This window comes from Brevibacterium sp., assembly GCF_022712115.1.
Classification (GTDB): domain Bacteria; phylum Actinomycetota; class Actinomycetes; order Actinomycetales; family Brevibacteriaceae; genus Brevibacterium; species Brevibacterium salitolerans.
On record NZ_JALAHB010000147.1, the window covers coordinates 1 to 16710 of the forward strand.

The following is a 16710-nucleotide window of genomic DNA, read 5'->3' on the forward strand; positions in this document are numbered from 1 at the left end:
CTGCTGAGATGGGGTGTGTCCCGTCAACGTAGCAGGAAGCAGGCCGGGCTGTGCGGAGATCCGCGGGCTCTCAGCGGCCCTGCAGCTCCGCGGCGAGGGTCTGCGCGGCCCGGCGGTCCGGCTTGCCGATGCCGCGGACGGGGAGCGCGGAGACGGTGTGCGCGGCGCGCGGAAGCATCGCCGCGCTCAGTCCCCGCGCACGCAGGCCCGCCTGGATCCGGTGGAGCAGCGGGTCCGCGCTCGTACCGGTCCCCCCTCCCGCTGAGGAGGGATGCCGTTCCGCTGCGTCCGCCGGTACGAGGAGGGCGACGAGCACGCGCCCCCATTCCTCGTCCGGCACCGAGCTCACCAGCACCTCACGGTAGCCCAGGGGCTCCGCCACTCGGAGGAGGTGTGCCTCGACCTCGTGCGGGGAGACGTTCTCGCCGCCGGTGACGATGATGTCGTCGGCGCGTCCCAGGATCTCCAGCCTCCGGGCGGCTCCGGGGCTCGCCTCCGCGGCTCCGTGGCTCGCCTCGGCGGCCGGCACCCACCGCCCCAGGTCGCTCGTGACGAGGAAGCGCGCCGGTCCCTCGCCCCAGAAGCCGGGTCTGAGGGCCTCCGCCGCGAGACGCTCCGCCTCGGCCTCCTGTGATTCGCTCCCGATGCCTTCGCCGCCAGTGGTGTCTGCTCCGGCCCGTATTCCCTCCGCGCCCCCTGCAGCTGGCACGGGCCCATTGGGCACCGCGGTCAGCCGCAGCGCGGACGGTGCCTCTGCCCGCTCCAGTGCCTCTGCCTGCTCCGGGGACTCGCCTCCCTCCGGTGCCTCGCGTCCGTCCTGAGACTCGGCGACCTCCAGGTAGCCGTCCGCGAGCACGGGACCCGCGAGGAGCACCCTCCCCTGCGTGTCCAGGTCCACCCGGACCTCCGGGAACGGCACCCCGTCGTAGACGCAGCCGCCGGCGGTCTCGCTCATGCCGTAGGTGCGCACGATCGGGATCCCCGCCTCCGCTGCTCGTTCGAGCAGGCGGGGGGAGACCGCGGCACCGCCCAGCAGGACCGCCGCGCACCGCGCGGCGGCCGCAGCGGCCTCCGGGAGTGCGAGCACACGGACCAGCTGCGTGGGGACGAGTGACGTGTACACGGGCTCCTCACCGGCCCGCCCCTGCAGTGCGGTGAGGTCCGCGGCGAATCGCCCGGCGTCGAACGGCCCGGGCCGCGCGACGCTGGGGGCGGCCCCGGCGAGGAGGGCACGGAACACCACCTGGAGCCCGGCGATGTGGTTGGACGGCAGGCAGAGGTGCCAGCGCCCGGGGCCCACGAGGAGCCTCTCGGTCTCCGTCGCGGAGGCGGTGAGGGCCTCGAGGCTCAGCCCCACGCCCTTGGGAGCCCCCGTGGAGCCGGAGGTGAAGAGCACCAGTGCCGGAGCGCGCCGGCCCGTGTCCGCCGGATCGAACTCCGCGGGCCCGAAGGTCCGTACGAGGCCGCCGCGGTCACGGGGGAGGAGCAGCCCGGCCTCGCCTGCGAGCATCCGGGAGACCTGGTCGACGATGAGGGGGCGGGTCACTCGTGCCACCCTGTCCCTCGGCACCCGCTGTTGCGGCAGGACACCCGCGTATTCGCGCGGAGACGGGGGTGTGTGGGAGAAGAACCGGGTGTCATCATCGCGGCACCGCTCAGTAGTACCAGGGGAAGGGCGTCCAGTCCGGATCGCGCTTCTGGAGGAATGCGTCGCGGCCCTCCACGGCCTCGTCCGTCATGTAGCCCAGGCGTGTGGCCTCGCCGGCGAAGACCTGCTGGCCCACCAGCCCGTCGTCCACGAGATTGAAGGCGAACTTGAGCATGCGCTGCGCGTTGGGGGACTTGCCCAGGATCTCCCGCGCGACCTCGAGCGCGGTGGTCTCCAGCTCCGCGTGGTCCGCGACGATGTTCACGGCACCGGCGCGCTCCATGTCCTCCGCGGAATAGGTGCGGCCCAGGAAGAAGATCTCGCGGGCCTTCTTCTGGCCCACCATCTTCGCGAGGTAGGCGGAGCCGTAGCCGGCGTCGTAGGAGCCCACGTCCGCATCCGTCTGCTTGAACCTCGCGTGCTCGCGGCTGGCGATGGTGAGGTCGCAGACCACGTGCAGGGAGTGGCCGCCGCCGGCCGCCCAGCCCGGCACCACGGCGATGACGACCTTGGGCATGGTGCGGATGAGGCGCTGGACCTCGAGGATGTGCAGGCGCCCGGCGCGTGCCGGATCGACCGTCTCCGCCGTCTCCCCGTCCGCGTACTGATAGCCGGAGCGGCCGCGGATGCGCTGGTCGCCGCCGGAGCAGAACGCCCAGCCGCCGTCCTTGGCGCTGGGACCGTTGCCGGTGAGCAGGACCGCGCCCACGTCCGGGGTCTGGCGTGCGTGGTCGAGCGCGCGGTAGAGCTCGTCCACGGTGTGCGGCCGGAAGGCGTTGCGCACCTCCGGGCGGTCGAACGCGATGCGGACGCAGCCCACGTCGTTCCCCTGCGCGTCCACCGCGCGGTGGTAGGTGATGTCCGTGAATTCGAAGCCCCTGACCGCGCGCCAGCGGCTGGGATCGAAGATGTCGGAGACCTGTGCGCTGCCCGCGCTGCCGGAGTTGTCGCTCATGCTGGTCAGCATATCTGCGCGCTCTGCGCCCTCGGCGGCGTGGTCGGGAAGCGCGGTCCTATCCTGGAGCAATGCTCATCGTCCCTGAGGTCCGTGCCCTTCTCACCCGTGCCGACGGTCCGCGCGACGTCTTCGACCGCATCGTCCCGGTCGCCCTGCCGATGGTCACGCGGTTCCGCGGGCTCACCGTCCGGCAGACCTGCCTGGTGCACGGTCCGGCGGGCTGGGCGGAGTTCGCACCGTTCGAGGAGTACGCCGCGCCCGAGGCCGCCCACTGGCTCGCGGCCGCCCTCGAGTCCGCGGTGCTGGAGTTCCCGGAGCCCCTGCGTGCGACGGTGCCGGTGAACGCGACCATCCCCGCGGTGGCCGCCGAGGACGTGGCCGGGCTCGCCGCGCGCTTCACCGGCGCGCAGGCGGTGAAGGTGAAGATCGCCGAGCACGGGATCGCCTCGCTCACCGAGGACCTCGCGCGGATCGCGGCGGTGCGGGCGGCCATGCCGGAGGCTGCGCTGCGCTGCGACGCCAACGCCGCCTACAGCCCGGCCGAGGCGCGGCAGGCTGTGGTCGCACTCGCGGAGACGGGTTCGCTCCAGTACCTCGAGCAGCCGGTGGCCACGGTGGAGGAGCTCGCAGATCTGCGAGCCTGGATCGGGGCCGAAGGCCTGCCGGTGCCGCTGGCCGCCGACGAGTCCATCCGGAAGGCCGCGGACCCGCTCCGGGTGGCCGCTCTGGGCGCCGCCGACGTCATCATCGTCAAGGCACAGCCCCTGGGCGGCATCCGCGCGGCTGCGGAGGTCGTCGCACAGGCGGGTCTGCCGGCAGTCGTCTCGTCCGCGCTGGAATCGAGCGTGGGGCTGGCGGCCGGGGCCGCTCTCGCGGCCTGGCTGCCGGTGCCGGAGGCGGCCTTCGACGGACACGCTCCCGCAGCGGGCCTGGGCACCGCGGCCCTCTTCGCCTCCGATGTGTGCGCACCTCCACTGCTCCCCGTCGGCGGCGCCCTGCCGGTGGGCCGGACCGCGCCGGACGAGGCCCTGCTGCGCGCGCACGCCGCAGGCCCCGAGCGCGTCCGGTTCTGGACCGAACGGCTCGAGGCCTGCTGGGAGGTGCTGCGGCGGGAGGCGTGAGGACCTGCCGGCGTCAGTGGTGCCCGCACGTCACGGGCACACGTGTCACGGGAGCTCTGCGAGGACCGTCGCCGCGACCTCGGCGAGGCCGTCCATGTCGGCACCGTCCATGCCGGGAGCGGACACGCCCGTGAGGGTCACGAGTGCGGAGCCCTTCTGCACGGAGAGGTTGCGGGTCGTCATCTCCTGCCCGTTCATGTCCATGGTCGCCTCGGTGCCGAGCACGGTGTCCGCGCCGTCGACGGAGGCGGAGACCTCCGAGGTCGAGCTGGAGACCTCGGTGCCCTGCATCGACACCGTGACCTCGCCGCAGGAGCCCAGCGACTCCTTGTTCGCGCTGATCGCCTCGGCGGCCTCGTCGGCGGAGCCGTAGGCCATCGCCACGAGGTTGGGTTCGGTGGTGGGGTCGGCGGGGACGCCTGCGACGAGGGTGAGGTCGGAGCCCTGTGCGGCGGCGAGGCCGGCGTTCATGACGGCCTCGCACTCGGCGGGCTCCACGGAGACGTCTCCCATGGCGCCCTGGAGATCGCCGAGCTGCGACATGTCCATCGACTGCGCCGTGTAGCCGGCGGCTTCGACGGCGGCGGTGAGGTCGTCCGCGGTGGCGGCAGGGGCCTCGGCGGCCTCCTCCTCCGCGGGCGCGGGCGCCTCTCCCTCCTCCTGCTGGGCGTCTCCGTCCTCGGCGGGAGCGGTGTCGCCGGAGCCGCAGGCGGAGAGCACCAGGCCCGCGCCGAGGACCACGGCGGCGAGTGCGGTGCGGGTGCGTCCTGCGCGGGAGGTGAGTGACAGGGCTGAGGTCTTCATGAGGTTCTCCTCGATCACGCCCGGGCCGGACGCCGCAGGCGGTGTGCATGCCGCAGACGGTGCCTGCGCGCTGGTGTGTACACGCCAACGGTAGGCGCATGCGCAGTGCCCACCGGCCGTATTCGTGTGTCAGCTTGGAAACACCCTGTGAGGGGTGTGCGACGGGAACGGCGTGCGTCGGCGCAGTCGGCACCGCCGGCACGGCTGGCACGGTCGCCACCGCCGCGTGGAAGAATCGGCGGGGTGAACGTCTCGACCGCAATCGCACAGGCCATCGTCCGCGGGCTGATCCGCGCGGGCGTGGAGGATTTCGTCGTCTCACCGGGCTCGCGCTCGGCACCGCTCACCTATGCGATCGGGGCGCTGGCACAGGCGGGGCGCGTGCGCGCACACGTGCGGATCGACGAGCGCGATGCCGCCTTCACGGCGCTGGGGCTGGCACGCGCGGGCAGGCTCGCGGGACGGGAGCGGCCCGTGGCGATCGTGACGACCTCGGGCTCCGCGGTGGGCAATCTGCACCCGGCGGTGATGGAGGCCGCGCACTCGCACGTGCCGCTCATCGTGCTCAGCGCGGACAGGCCGGCCCGGCTGCGCGGCACCGGCGCCAACCAGACCCTCGACGCCCAGCACAGGTCGCTGCCCGAGGCTGTGGCCGCCTGGGACGTCCACGTCCCGGGGCCGGCACGCACGAGGGAGTTCCCGGACGCGGACGGTGTGGTGAGGTTCACCGCCGTGACGGGCGGGCCGGAGCTCAGCGCACGAGCGGCTGAGCAGCTTGCCGCGCAGGCCGTGCGTACGGCGTGGGGGGAGAGGCGTGCTCCAGGCTGCGGTGCGGGCGATCATGCCTGGCGGGAGAAGGCCGCAGAGATGGGGGCGGACCATTGTGGCAGCGGCGGGCTGCGGTTGGACGACGCCCTGCCCGGCCCCGTGCAGATCAACGTGCAGTTCGACGTGCCGCTGGTGCCCGAGGCCGCGGACCTGGACCCGGCGGTGATCCTGGACGGGGACGACTGTGATGCGGGCGGATCCGAGGCCGCGCACAGGACCGGTGAGGCCGCCACTGCTCACGGGGTCGGCGAGGCCGACGCAGGCGGAGCTGGCGGCGTGAGTGAGGCCTGCGCACTCGCGGAGCCCACAGATGCGGACGGTGGGGAGCCCCCGCGTCCGGCGGACCGCACGGCACTGCTCACGCGGATCCGCACGGCACTGCTGGCGCCGGAGACCCGTGCCGTCCTGGTGGCGGGCGACGACCTCGGCTTCGCCTCCCCGACGGCAGCCGCGCTCGCCGGGGAGTTCGTGCTGCCGGTGTTCGCCGAACCCTCTTCGGCGCTCGCCTCCCTGCCGCAGGTGGTGCCCGCACACGCGCGCGTGCTCGCCGCTCCCGGCACGGCCGCGCTGCGTGAGGAGATCACGCACGTGCTCGTGGCCGGACGCCCCACACTCTCGCGACCCGTCGCCGCTCTGCTGGACCGCGAGGACGTGGAGCGGATCGACCTGCCGTACGCGGTCGACGGGATCGGCGCTCCTGCGGCGTCCGGGCGCGGCACTTCTGAGAGCTCCGGCGACGATGCACACACGCCGGCCCGCACGGGAGAGCTCATCGGTTCTGACGTTCCCGCGGCTCCTGCAGTCATCTCAGCCGCCGCGGCTCCAGCCGCTCCCGCCTCGGCCCCCGCCGCCCCCGCCGCGGTCGCTCCGAACCTGGTTGCTTCGGCTGCTGCCGCTTCGGCAGTTTCGGACGCTTCAGTGGCTTCCGATGTTTCCGGCGCGGGTGATCTGGAGATGACTGCCTCCGCTGCTGCTGAGCGGTGCAACGAGTGGTGGGAGGGGTGGAGGCAGGCCGCTGAGGCATGTCTGGGCGAGGCTGTGCCTGCCACGTCAACACCAGAGGCCGGCTTGAGCGCCGCGGGCCGGCAGTGCACCGGCCAGCACACTCGCACGGAGCAGCCCCGCACGGAGGGGCGCCCCCGCACGGAGCACACAGTGGGGCAGCCCTGCGTGGAGCGCGCAGCCGCGCAGCCGGCCCTGGACAGCCCGGCCCTGGACGGCGCCGCCGCGGCCCGCGCGGTGCTGGAGCGTCCCGGCGTCGTCTTCGCAGCGAGCTCGAACACCATCCGGCTCCTCGCGGCCGAGCAAAGGCCGCAGCACCCTGCCCGTGTGCTCGCCTCACGGGGCCTGGCGGGCATCGACGGGCTGATCGCGACGGCCTCGGGCCTGGCCCTGGGGCTCGAGGACGAGGCGGCCTGCGGGCCGGATGAGGCCGGCGCGGGCGAATCCGCTCCGTGCTGCGGAGGGTCAGGGCCGCGCCCCGGAGAATCCACGCCGCCCCAGAGCGAGCGTGTGCCGCACGGAAGCACACCCGTGCGGCTCCTGGTGGGGGATCTCGCGGCGCTGCACGACCTCGGCGGCTTCCTCATCCCCGCACACGAACGGCGCCCGCACCTGCAGATCGTCGTGCTCAACGACGACGGCGGCGCGATCTTCTCCGGCCTGGAACACTCCGCGGAACATCTGCGACCGTACTTCGACCGGTTCTTCGCCACGCCGCACGGGTACCGCCTCGCCGAGGCGGCCAGGTCGCTGGGGTGGGAAGCTCAGACCGTGGAGAGCGGCGCACCCGGTGCCGCAGCGGCGCTGGCGGCGTTCCTCGACAGCGGCGAACCGGGGCTCCTCGAGGTGCGGCTGCCGTGAACTCCGCCCTCTGTGAACTCCGCGCGCTGTGAACCCTGGGCGCCGTGACGTGGGCGGGGTGGCGCATGCTCGGATGCGGGTGGCGTGACGTGCTTGGTCTGATGCGGGTGGCGTGAACTCTGCCCGCTGTGATGCGAGTGGCGTAACGTGCCCGGCCTGCGCACACTGTGCTGGAACACTCTGCTCCGGCACGCTTCGTGATGGAACACCCTGCCGCGCCCGCGGCACCGGGCCCGCGGCACCGGGCCCGCGGCACCGGGCCCGCGTAGTCGCTGTGCCACCCACGCATAGGTGGGTGGCACGGTCGGTTTCCGGGCTCCTGCGCAAGGACACACCGGGTATCCACTCAGCCACCCACGTATACGTGGGTGGCTGCGTAGACAGGCGGGGTGTCCGCGCATGCCACCCCATTTCGCACGCCCCGTCGTGCCACCTCGCCGCCGCCCCCGTCGGCCGCCGAACTCAGCGCTCCGCGCCCGGTCCCGACCTCTCCACGCCCAGGGCCGCGCGCATCGGCGCGAACTTGGCGTCCGTCTCCTCCCGCTCCGAGGCCGGATCCGAGTCCGGCATGATCCCGGCCCCTGCGAAGATCCGGATCCGGTTGCGCTCCTCGAGCTGTCCGCAGCGCAGCGCGATGCCGAACTGCCCGTTGCCGTAGCCGTCCACCCAGCCCACCGGCCCGGCATAGCGCCCGCGGTCCATGTCCTCGAGCTCCGTGATGAGCTCGAACGCTCGGTCGCGCGGCGCGCCGCCCACGGCCGCGGTGGGGTGGACGGCCTCGGCGACCCGGAAGGGGCTGAGCGCGGAGCCGTCGTCCTCGGTGCGCAGCCGCCCGTGCGCGTCCGAGGCCAGGTGGATGACGTTGGCCAGCTGCAGCAGGTGCGGCTCCCGGTCGACGTGGAGTTCGGCTGTGACGGAGCCCAGCGTGGCGGCGAGGGAGTCGATCGCATACGAGTGCTCGATCGAGTCCTTGTGCCCGCTGAGCTGCGCGCGGGCCGCGGCGAGCTCCGCGGAGGGGTCCTCGAGAACGCGGTACGTGCCGGCGAGCACCCGCGAATGCACGGCGCCGTCCTCCACGCCGATGAGCAGCTCCGGTGTCGCTCCCACGAGGCCCGCGACGTTGAAGGTCCACGTGCTGGGGAACGCGCTGTTGAGCCGGCCCACCACGGTCCGCACGTCGATGTCGCCGTCGGTGGTGATGACCTCGTCGCGCGCGAGCACCACCTTGCGCTCGCCCGCTTGCGGGCTGCGCAGACGGGCCGAGGCCTGCTCCACGATCTCCTCGTACCGCTCGGGGGAGACCTCGCCGGGCCCGGCGGAGAGAACCGCCGGGGCCGTGAGGGGCCGGGGCGTGAGCCGGAAGTCCTCCGGGGAGGCGGGCCTGCCGCCGTCCGCCTCCGGCGCGCCGATGTGCGTGAGCCAGACGCGGCCGTCGCGTCGCCCCAGCACGAACTCCGGCACGTCCACCACCGAGGCCGCCCGGGAACCGTCGGCGAAGGCGATGGCGCTGAAGCCGAGCAGCCCGGAGCCCAGGAGGCCCACCCTGTCGTCCACGCTCGCACGTGTGCGCAGTTCGTCCCACTGCCGCTCGAGGTCCCGGAAGCGCCCGGGCCCCTGCGCGGTCAGGCGCAGCGCCCGGCCGAACCCGACGATCCCGGACCGCCCGCGCACCCAGCAGGAGAAGCGGTCCTGCGGCAGCTGCTCGAGGAAGTCCAGCGAGCGGGTGGGGATCGCGGTGGCGAACGGCGCGGGCCCGGACGGGGTGAGCCCGTCCACGTACCAGGACTGCACGCACAGCGACGGCAGGTGCGCGGGGTCCGCCGTGCGCTCCGGGTTCTGTGCGTGAGGGGATGCGGCGGCCTCCCTGGGGCCGGGGGAGGGAGCGCGAGTCGAGCCGGTGTCGGTCATGCGACCACGATACTGACCGCGGGGCGACTGCCGCTCAGCGGCGTCCGCGCCTCCCGGCCCGGCTCAGCGCCACCGCCACCGCATAGCAGCCCAGGTACACCGCGCCCAGGGTGATCCACCCCGGGGTGTAGCCGCCGAACACGTCGATGCCCAGGCCCATCACCAGCGGGCCCAGTGCGAAGCCGAAGTTCATCCCGGCGGCGACGAGGCCGGAGGCCACACCGATCCTCCCTGCCGGAGCGCTGGCGACCACCGCGGAGTTGATGACGACATTGGCCGCGAGCGGGAAGAAGGCGTGGAGGGTGACGGCCGCCCACATGAGGGGCACGAGGTGCGTGTGCTCGACGACGATGAGCCCGCCGGCGGCGAGGATCCCGCCCAGGTTCATGATCTGGATGAGCAGGGCCGCGCTGCGCACGCGTCCGGCGATCCGGCCCCAGACGTTCCGGGCGACGATCCCCAGCACGCCGATGATCGCGAGCATGGTGCCGGCGAGTTCGATGGGGTAGTCGACGGTCTGCACCGCGAAGAGCGAGGCGTAGGCGTTGACCCCCTGGGTGCCGACCGCGTTGAGGAAGGCGCAGAGCGCGAGCAGCCAGACGGCCGGGGGCAGCGGCACCCGAGGCCGAGGAGCCTTCTGCGCTGGATCCTCGGCGGGATCGTCCGTGCCGGCAGGGCGCTCTCCCGCACCGGCTCCCGCACCGGCCCCGGTGACCGCGGCGGAGGAGCCGTCCGAGTCCGGCTCCTCCGGGACCGGCGCGTCCTCCCCGGTCTCCACCGGCTCCCGCGTGGTGCGTGCACGCTGCATCCGGGTGAGCACCAGCCAGCCCAGCACCAGCAGCACGCCCAGGACGCTCACGCACATGAGGGCGACCCCGGTCCACCCCGCGAGGCCTCCGACGAAGGGCACCGTCACGCCTGCGAATAGCAGGCCGAACTGCACCCCCGACTGCTTCCAGCCCATCCACGCCCCGCGCTTCTCCGGCGGCACGGTGCCTGCGATGATCCGATTGGTCACAGGGTTCGCGAAGGCCTGCGCCGGTCCGGCGATCACGGCCGCGGCGAGCAGAGCGGCATAGGTGGGCGCACTGATGCTCACGAGGAAGCCCGCGATCATGAGCCCGAAGATCACCGCGATCTGCACGCGGACGGGAATCCTGTCCGCCAGGTTCCCCAGCAGCGCGGAGCTGAGGCCGGCGAGCAGGAACACGATCGTGATGATGAGGCCGTACTGGCCTTCCGTGATGCCGTAGTCGGCCGTCACCTGCGAGCTCAGGGCGGCGAGGGCAAAGTTGAAGAGCGGCCCCGCGGCCATCGCGGCCACCAGGACGAGGAGCAGAGTCCTGGGCGCACGGCGTGGTGCACCCTGCGCGGGCCGTGGGGAAGGGGAATCCATCCGCTCAGGCTATGCCGGGTGCCGCACGCGCGCATCGTCACACCGCGAGGATTCGCCCGCACACCCGCGCAGGGGGGAGAATCGGAGCATGAATCGCGCCCGTCTGGACAAGGACCCCGGTGACGTCGCCTCAATGTTCGACGACGTCGCCGCCCGCTACGACCTCATGAACGATGCGATGACCTTCGGCATCGCGCGCTGGTGGCGGAAGGTGATCACCGAGACCGTCGCTCCGCAGCCCGGCGAGGAGATCCTCGACCTGGCCGCCGGCACGGGCACCAGCTCCGTGCCGTTCGCACAGGCGGGCGCCCATGTGATCGCCGGGGACATCTCCGAGGGCATGCTCGCGGTGGGCCGGGAACGGCAGCGCGGCCACGACATCGAGTTCGTCCACGCCGATGCCCTCGACCTCCCCTTCGAGGACGAGGTCTTCGACACCGTGACCATCAGCTTCGGCTTCCGCAACGTAGCGGATCCGGACCGTGCGCTCGCTGAGATGCTGCGCGTGCTGCGGCCCGGCGGGCGCCTGGTGATCGCCGAGTTCTCGCAGCCTGTCTTCCGGCCCTTCGACGTGGTCTACCGCGAGTACCTCATGCGCGCCATCCCGCCCGTGGCCCGCGCGCTCAGCTCCAATCCGGAGTCCTACGAGTACCTCGCGGAGTCCATCCGCGCCTGGCCCGGTCAGGACGAGCTGGCCCGGCGCATTGCAGACTCCGGGTTCGACCAGGTGCAGTACCGCAACCTCTCCGGCGGCATCGTCGCGATCCACCGGGCGGTCCGGCCCGCCGCACGCTGATGACCGGCACCGTCACCGTCCCCGAGGCCGCCTCGGCGTCCGCATCCACCTCGACGCGTGAGCGTCCCCGGTCCTTCTCCGTGACCGGGGAGCGCACACGCTCCTCTGCAGACCCGCTCACCGAGGACACGACGGCGGATGTCGTCGTGGTGGGCGCGGGGCCGGGAGGCTCCGCGCTGGCCGCGCACCTCGCGGGCGCGGGGATGGACGTCGTGCTGCTGGAGAAGTCCGCCTTCCCGCGTGACAAGGTGTGCGGCGACGCCCTCACCCCGCGCGCGGTGAAGGAGCTGGGCCTGCTGGGCGTGCCGACCCCGGCGGACGAAGGCTGGCACCGCAACCGCGGGCTGCGGCTCATCGGCGGCGGGCACCGCGTGGAGATCGACTGGCCCGGAGGCGAGTTCCCGGACTACGGCCTCACCAAGGCCCGCACCGGGCTGGACGAGACCCTGGCCCGCTTCGCACAGGCCCGCGGGGCGCGCCTCCACGAGCAGACGATGGCGACGGAACCCCTCACCGGAGCGGACGGCTGGATCACCGGCATCCGCACGGTGGCGCGGGACTCCCGCGGGCGGCGGACCGGGGCCGAGGCCGTCGTCACCGCTCCGCTCGTCGTCGCCTGCGACGGCGTCTCCTCGCGCACCGCGGTGAGCATGGGCCGGGAGAAGCGCGACGACCGTCCCATGGGCGTCGCCGTGCGGACCTACCACTCCTCGCCACGTCACGCGGACCCCTACCTGGAGAGCTGGGTGGAGCTGCGCGCGCAGACGGAGGGAGGCCTCGGCGGCGGGGTTCCGGGCCGCAGGACCGCTCGCGGCCGCACCGCCGACGGCAGGGGCACCTCCGCCCAGGCCCCGGGGGAGGCCCTGCCCGGCTACGGCTGGCTGTTCCCCCTGGGCGACGGCACCGTGAACGTGGGTCTGGGCATCCTCGACACCTCACCGCAGTTCGGCACGGTCGACTACCGGCAGGTGCTGCGGGAGTGGATCGGGGCGATGGGGCACGAGTGGGAGATCGACGAGACCACCCAGCTGGAGCGGGTGCGGTCTGCCGCCCTGCCCATGGGCTTCAACCGCACGCCCCACTTCGCGGACGGACTCATGCTCGTGGGCGACAGCGCGGGCATGGTGAGCCCCTTCAACGGGGAGGGCATCGACTACGCGCTGGAATCGGCCCGGATCGCCGCGGACGTCATCGTCACCCACCAGCACAAGCCGCGGGCGGCCTGGAGGCGAGCGCTGGCCGAGTACCCTGCGATCGTGCGCGAGACGCTGGGCGGCTACGTGACGCTCGGCCGGGCGTTCGCGGCGCTCATCGGCCGGCCGGAACTCATGGGGCTCGCGATCAAGTACGGTATGAGTGTCGACGCGCTCATGGCCTTCGCGGTCAGACTCATGGGGAACATCCAGGGGAACGGGCGCGACGCGGATCTCGCCGACCGCGTGATCGCCGCCCTCGTCCGAGCCGTTCCCAAGACGACCAACGACTGAGACGACGACCGCTCGCGCCGGTGGATCCCTGAGCGGTCCGTGGTGACGAATACTCCAAAGGATGATGGACGACCCGATGACGCATGCACGCGCGCCCCAGCTCTCCGATGCCACGGCTGACGACGCAGCGCAGGGGGCACAGGCCGGACGGGAGCAGTCCGCCGCGCCGGCCAAGGCCGGCCCCTTCGCCGCCGAGGGATCCGCGCTCGCGGAGTCCATGATCGCAAGGCTCGCAGACATCGAGAAGCGGCTCGAGGCCGCGGCGGACCAGACCCGCGCGCTCCCGGACGAGGCCGCGCACCACCTCATGCGGGCGGGTGGCAAGCGAGTGCGGCCCATGCTCGTGCTCCTCGCCGCGCAGCTGGGGGACCCGGCCCGGCCGGAGATCCTCGACGCGGCCGCCGCCGTGGAGCTCATCCACCTGGCGACGCTCTACCATGACGACGTCATGGACGACGCGCCCGTGCGGCGCGGCGCTCCCAGCGCCCACGCGGTCTGGGGCAACTCCGTGGCCATCCTCACCGGCGACCTCCTCTTCGCCCGCGCCTCCCTGCTGTCCGCCCGGCTGGGGCCGGAGGCCGTGCGGCTGGAGGCGGAGACGTTCGAGCGGCTGGTGCTCGGCCAGCTCGCGGAGTTCGCCGGTCCGGACGAGGGCGCGGACCCCATCGCCCACTACATCCAGGTGCTCGCGGACAAGACCGGCTCGCTCATCGCGGCCTCGGGCGAGTTCGGCGTGCGCTTCTCCGGTGCGGACCCGGCCTTCGTGGCACCCGTGCGTGAGTTCGGGGAGAAGGTGGGTGTGGCCTTCCAGCTCGCCGACGACCTCATCGACCTCACCTCGACCTCGGCGGACTCCGGCAAGACCCCGGGCACGGACCTGCGCGAGGGCGTGCCCACCCTGCCGGTCCTCTACCTGCGTGCGGCCGCGGCCGCCGGTGACGCCTCCGCCGTGCAGATCGCGGAGCTGCTGGACGCGGACCTCTCCACCGACGAGGCCCTCGAGATCGCCCGGGCTGCGCTGGCCGCCCACCCGGTGACGGAGCAGGCCCGGACGGAGGCCCGGCGCTGGGCGGACGAGTCGATCGCCGCGCTCGCACCGCTGCCGGAGGGCGAGGTGCGCACCGGGCTGGAGGCCTTCGCGCGTCAGGTCGTCGACCGCGCGGGCTGAGCCGCGCAGGCTGACGCGCTCGCTCAGCGGCGGCGCGCGCGGCGGACCATGTCCGTGATGAGGACGAGGCACGCCACCCAGATGAGGCCGAAGCCCGCCCAGCGCGCCGCGGACATCTCCTCGCCCATGAGGAACACGCCGGTGAGGAACTGCATGGTGGGTGTGACGTACTGCAGCATCCCCACCCAGCTCAGCGGTATCCGGCGTGCGGCGGAGCCGAAGAGCAGGAGCGGCAGCGCGGTCGCCGGTCCCAGCAGCAGCATGAGCAGGACGTGGCCGGAGCCCTCGTCGCTGAAGGTCGCAGTGCCGGCGAGGTAGGTCCAGCCGATCCACCCGAGGGCGAGCGGAGTGAGGACGATCGACTCGACCGTGAGCCCGGAGAGCGCGCCCACCTTGGCGCCCACGCGGTTCTTCACGAGGCCGTAGCCGGCGAAGGTCACCGCCACCGCTAGGCCGAACCACGGGACGGCGCCGTAGCCCACCGTGATGACCACCACCGCGGCGGCGGCCAGGCCGATCGCGACCCACTGCAGGGGCCGCAGGCGCTCGCGCAGCACGAACACCCCCAGCAGGATCGAGAGCAGCGGGTTGATGTAGTAGCCCAGGGAGATCTCGACGACGTTGCCGGACATCACGCCCAGGAGGAAGACCAGCCAGTTGCCGCACACCAGGACCGCCGCCAGCGCCAGGGTGCCCAGCACCTTCCCGTCCGTGAGTGCGGTGCGCAGCGCGCGGAAGCCGCCGGTGAGCGCGAGGAGCAGCAGGCAGAAGACCGTGCACCAGACGATCCGGTGGGCGAGGATCTCGAAGCTGTCCGCGGGTGCGAGGACGGAGAAATAGAGGGGGAGGAGCCCCCAGAGCAGATAGGCGCCCATACCGCTGAGCAATCCAGCGCGCCTTCTCGCCTGTTCGTCCTCCGGGAGCCCTGCCGGTGCGCTTGAGTCATTCACCCTCACAGTCTAGTGAGGAGCTGTGAGGTTCCGCAGAGTGCCCCGTGCCCGCGAGACGCGGGACCGGGAGTGTGAGCGGGGTCGCGGCGCGATCAGGTGAGGGCGCACTAAGATCGTGGGGTGGATTCGTTTCGACCGGACCTTCCGGGGGCCGTCCCAGGTGCCCCGGAGACGAAGGGTCCACCCGAATGGCGGGCAGGGACACGCTGCCCCTGAAAGGTGTGTGCACTGTGACTCGAGCTCTTCGTGTGGCGATCGTGGGAGCGGGCCCGGCGGGCATCTACGCCGCTGACCTGCTCACCAAGGCGGAGCGGGACTTCTCACTCTCGATCGACCTGTTCGAACGGCTCCCCGTGCCCTTCGGGCTGGTCCGCTACGGCGTCGCACCGGACCACCCGCGCATCAAGGGGATCCAGAACGCCCTCATCAAGGTGCTGGACCGCGGTGACGTGCGGCTGCTGGGCAACGTGGACTTCGGCACGGACATCACCCTCGAGGACCTGCGCGCACACTACGATGCGGTGATCTTCTCCACCGGCTCCTTCGAGGATGCGGCACTCGACATCCCCGGCATCGACCTGCCGCGGTCCTACGGTGCGGCGGACTTCGTCAACTGGTACGACGCGCACCCGGACGTCCCCCAGGAATGGCCGCTCGACCAGGAGAGCGTGGCCGTGCTGGGCAACGGCAACGTCGCCCTCGACGTGGCCCGCGTGCTCGCCAAGCAGGCCGACGACATGCTGAGCACGGAGATCCCCGAACACGTCCACCGGGGACTGCGCGACTCCAGGGTCACGGACGTCCACGTCTTCGGCCGGCGGGGCCCGGCACAGGCCAAGTTCACCCCGCTGGAGCTGCGCGAGCTGGGACACGTGAAGGACGTCGACATCCTCGTCTACCCGGAGGACTACGAGTTCGACGAGGCCTCGATGGCGCAGATCCACTCGAACAACCAGACCAAGCAGGTCACCAAGACCCTCACGGACTTCACCCTGCGGGAGGAGACCGGTGCACCCCGGCGTCTGCATCTGCACTTCCTCCATGCCCCCGTCGAGGTGCTCGGCGACGAAGAGACCGGGGTGACCGGGCTGCGGACGGAGCGCCAGCAGCTGGACGGCAACGGCGGCGTGAGCGGCACGGGCACCTTCCACGACTGGGAGGTGGGCGCCGTCTACCGTGCGGTGGGCTACTTCGGCTCCCCGCTGCGGGATCTGCCCTTCGACGCGCGGCGCGGCGTCATCACGAACGTGGAGGGGCGGGTGCACGCGGGCTCCTCACAGGAGACGGCGGCGCAGGCGCCCGTCGTCCCCGGAGTCTTCGCGACGGGCTGGATCAAGCGCGGTCCCGTGGGCCTCATCGGCCACACGAAGGGCGATGCACTGGAGACCATCACGCACCTCATCGAGGACCACTGCGCAGGGGTGCTGCCGGAGCCGGAGAGGCCGGACGAGGACGCGATCCTCGACCTGCTCGAGGCACGCGGCGTCGACTACGCGGACTGGGACGGCTTCCACCGGCTGGAGGCCGCGGAGAAGGCGCTGGGCGAGCCGCAGGGTCGTGAAAGGGTGAAGATCCCCACCCGCGCGGGCATGCTCGAGCACTCCCGCAGTACCGGCGCGCGCACCGTGCAGACCGTCTGAGCGGCCGCCCCGGAACCACGTGTGAGGCCGTGCCCGGCTGGATCAGCCGGGCACGGCCCCACCGTCGTCTGAGCCCACTGCCCCCGCAGTTATAAGGCGGCAGAACGCGCAGGGGTATGCAGGCTCAGGGGCCGGAGGGCTCA

12 protein-coding genes are annotated in these 16710 nt (G+C 72.6%); 6 read left to right on the forward strand and 6 right to left on the reverse strand.

From position 1 onward, the window contains the following. Positions 1–70: 70 nt before the first annotated feature. The gene (locus Q0A33_RS08475; protein WP_291795101.1) at positions 71–1546 is read right to left on the reverse strand and encodes an AMP-binding protein; all 1476 of its coding nucleotides are present in this window, start codon (positions 1544–1546) and stop codon (positions 71–73) included. A 109-nt stretch (positions 1547–1655) separates the two neighbouring features. Further along, positions 1656–2603, reverse strand: a complete 948-nt coding sequence (locus Q0A33_RS08480; protein ID WP_291795102.1) for a 1,4-dihydroxy-2-naphthoyl-CoA synthase — start codon at positions 2601–2603, stop codon at positions 1656–1658. A 71-nt stretch (positions 2604–2674) separates the two neighbouring features. On the opposite strand from Q0A33_RS08480, the gene Q0A33_RS08485 reads away from it, so the two are divergent. Then, the gene (locus tag Q0A33_RS08485) at positions 2675–3727 is read left to right on the forward strand and encodes an o-succinylbenzoate synthase (protein ID WP_291795103.1); all 1053 of its coding nucleotides are present in this window, start codon (positions 2675–2677) and stop codon (positions 3725–3727) included. A 45-nt stretch (positions 3728–3772) separates the two neighbouring features. On the opposite strand, the gene Q0A33_RS08490 is transcribed toward Q0A33_RS08485, so the two are convergent. After that, positions 3773–4531, reverse strand: a complete 759-nt coding sequence (locus tag Q0A33_RS08490; RefSeq protein ID WP_291795104.1) for a hypothetical protein — start codon at positions 4529–4531, stop codon at positions 3773–3775. 243 nt (positions 4532–4774) lie between these two features. On the opposite strand from Q0A33_RS08490, the gene Q0A33_RS08495 reads away from it, so the two are divergent. Continuing rightward, on the forward strand, positions 4775–7222 hold the full coding sequence (locus Q0A33_RS08495; protein WP_363316550.1) for a thiamine pyrophosphate-binding protein: 2448 nt from the start codon (positions 4775–4777) through the stop codon (positions 7220–7222). 462 nt (positions 7223–7684) lie between these two features. On the opposite strand, the gene Q0A33_RS08500 is transcribed toward Q0A33_RS08495, so the two are convergent. Then, complete coding sequence (locus tag Q0A33_RS08500) at positions 7685–9130, reverse strand: isochorismate synthase (RefSeq protein ID WP_291795105.1); 1446 nt, start codon at positions 9128–9130, stop codon at positions 7685–7687. A gap of 34 nt (positions 9131–9164) precedes the next feature. Further along, positions 9165–10526, reverse strand: a complete 1362-nt coding sequence (locus Q0A33_RS08505) for an MFS transporter (protein ID WP_291795106.1) — start codon at positions 10524–10526, stop codon at positions 9165–9167. A gap of 88 nt (positions 10527–10614) precedes the next feature. On the opposite strand from Q0A33_RS08505, the gene Q0A33_RS08510 reads away from it, so the two are divergent. The 3 genes from Q0A33_RS08510 (at position 10615) to Q0A33_RS08520 (ending at position 13977) form a co-directional block, all read left to right on the forward strand. Beyond that, on the forward strand, positions 10615–11322 hold the full coding sequence (locus tag Q0A33_RS08510) for a demethylmenaquinone methyltransferase (RefSeq protein WP_291795107.1): 708 nt from the start codon (positions 10615–10617) through the stop codon (positions 11320–11322). Further along, entirely contained in the window at positions 11322–12809 is a 1488-nt protein-coding gene (locus Q0A33_RS08515) for an FAD-dependent monooxygenase (RefSeq protein ID WP_291795108.1), read from the forward strand. Before Q0A33_RS08510 ends, Q0A33_RS08515 begins: the two co-directional genes overlap by 1 nt. A gap of 217 nt (positions 12810–13026) precedes the next feature. Continuing rightward, the gene (locus Q0A33_RS08520; RefSeq protein ID WP_291795112.1) at positions 13027–13977 is read left to right on the forward strand and encodes a polyprenyl synthetase family protein; all 951 of its coding nucleotides are present in this window, start codon (positions 13027–13029) and stop codon (positions 13975–13977) included. A 23-nt stretch (positions 13978–14000) separates the two neighbouring features. On the opposite strand, the gene rarD is transcribed toward Q0A33_RS08520, so the two are convergent. Further along, the gene (gene rarD / locus Q0A33_RS08525; RefSeq protein ID WP_291795109.1) at positions 14001–14927 is read right to left on the reverse strand and encodes an EamA family transporter RarD; all 927 of its coding nucleotides are present in this window, start codon (positions 14925–14927) and stop codon (positions 14001–14003) included. Positions 14928–15157: 230 nt separating this feature from the next. Between rarD and Q0A33_RS08530 the strand changes: the two genes are divergently transcribed. Next, the gene (locus Q0A33_RS08530) at positions 15158–16567 is read left to right on the forward strand and encodes an FAD-dependent oxidoreductase (protein ID WP_291795110.1); all 1410 of its coding nucleotides are present in this window, start codon (positions 15158–15160) and stop codon (positions 16565–16567) included. The last annotated feature ends 143 nt before the right edge of the window (positions 16568–16710 follow it).

Coding starts and splice junctions, on each gene's coding strand:
- Q0A33_RS08480 (WP_291795102.1), bottom strand. CDS start 2,603: ATGAGCGACAACTCCGGCAGCGCGGGCAGCGCACAGGTCTCCGACATC.
- Q0A33_RS08515 (WP_291795108.1), top strand. CDS start 11,322: ATGACCGGCACCGTCACCGTCCCCGAGGCCGCCTCGGCGTCCGCATCC.
- Q0A33_RS08505 (WP_291795106.1), bottom strand. CDS start 10,526: ATGGATTCCCCTTCCCCACGGCCCGCGCAGGGTGCACCACGCCGTGCG.
- Q0A33_RS08510 (WP_291795107.1), top strand. CDS start 10,615: ATGAATCGCGCCCGTCTGGACAAGGACCCCGGTGACGTCGCCTCAATG.
- Q0A33_RS08500 (WP_291795105.1), bottom strand. CDS start 9,130: ATGACCGACACCGGCTCGACTCGCGCTCCCTCCCCCGGCCCCAGGGAG.
- Q0A33_RS08490 (WP_291795104.1), bottom strand. CDS start 4,531: ATGAAGACCTCAGCCCTGTCACTCACCTCCCGCGCAGGACGCACCCGC.
- Q0A33_RS08485 (WP_291795103.1), top strand. CDS start 2,675: ATGCTCATCGTCCCTGAGGTCCGTGCCCTTCTCACCCGTGCCGACGGT.
- Q0A33_RS08520 (WP_291795112.1), top strand. CDS start 13,027: ATGATCGCAAGGCTCGCAGACATCGAGAAGCGGCTCGAGGCCGCGGCG.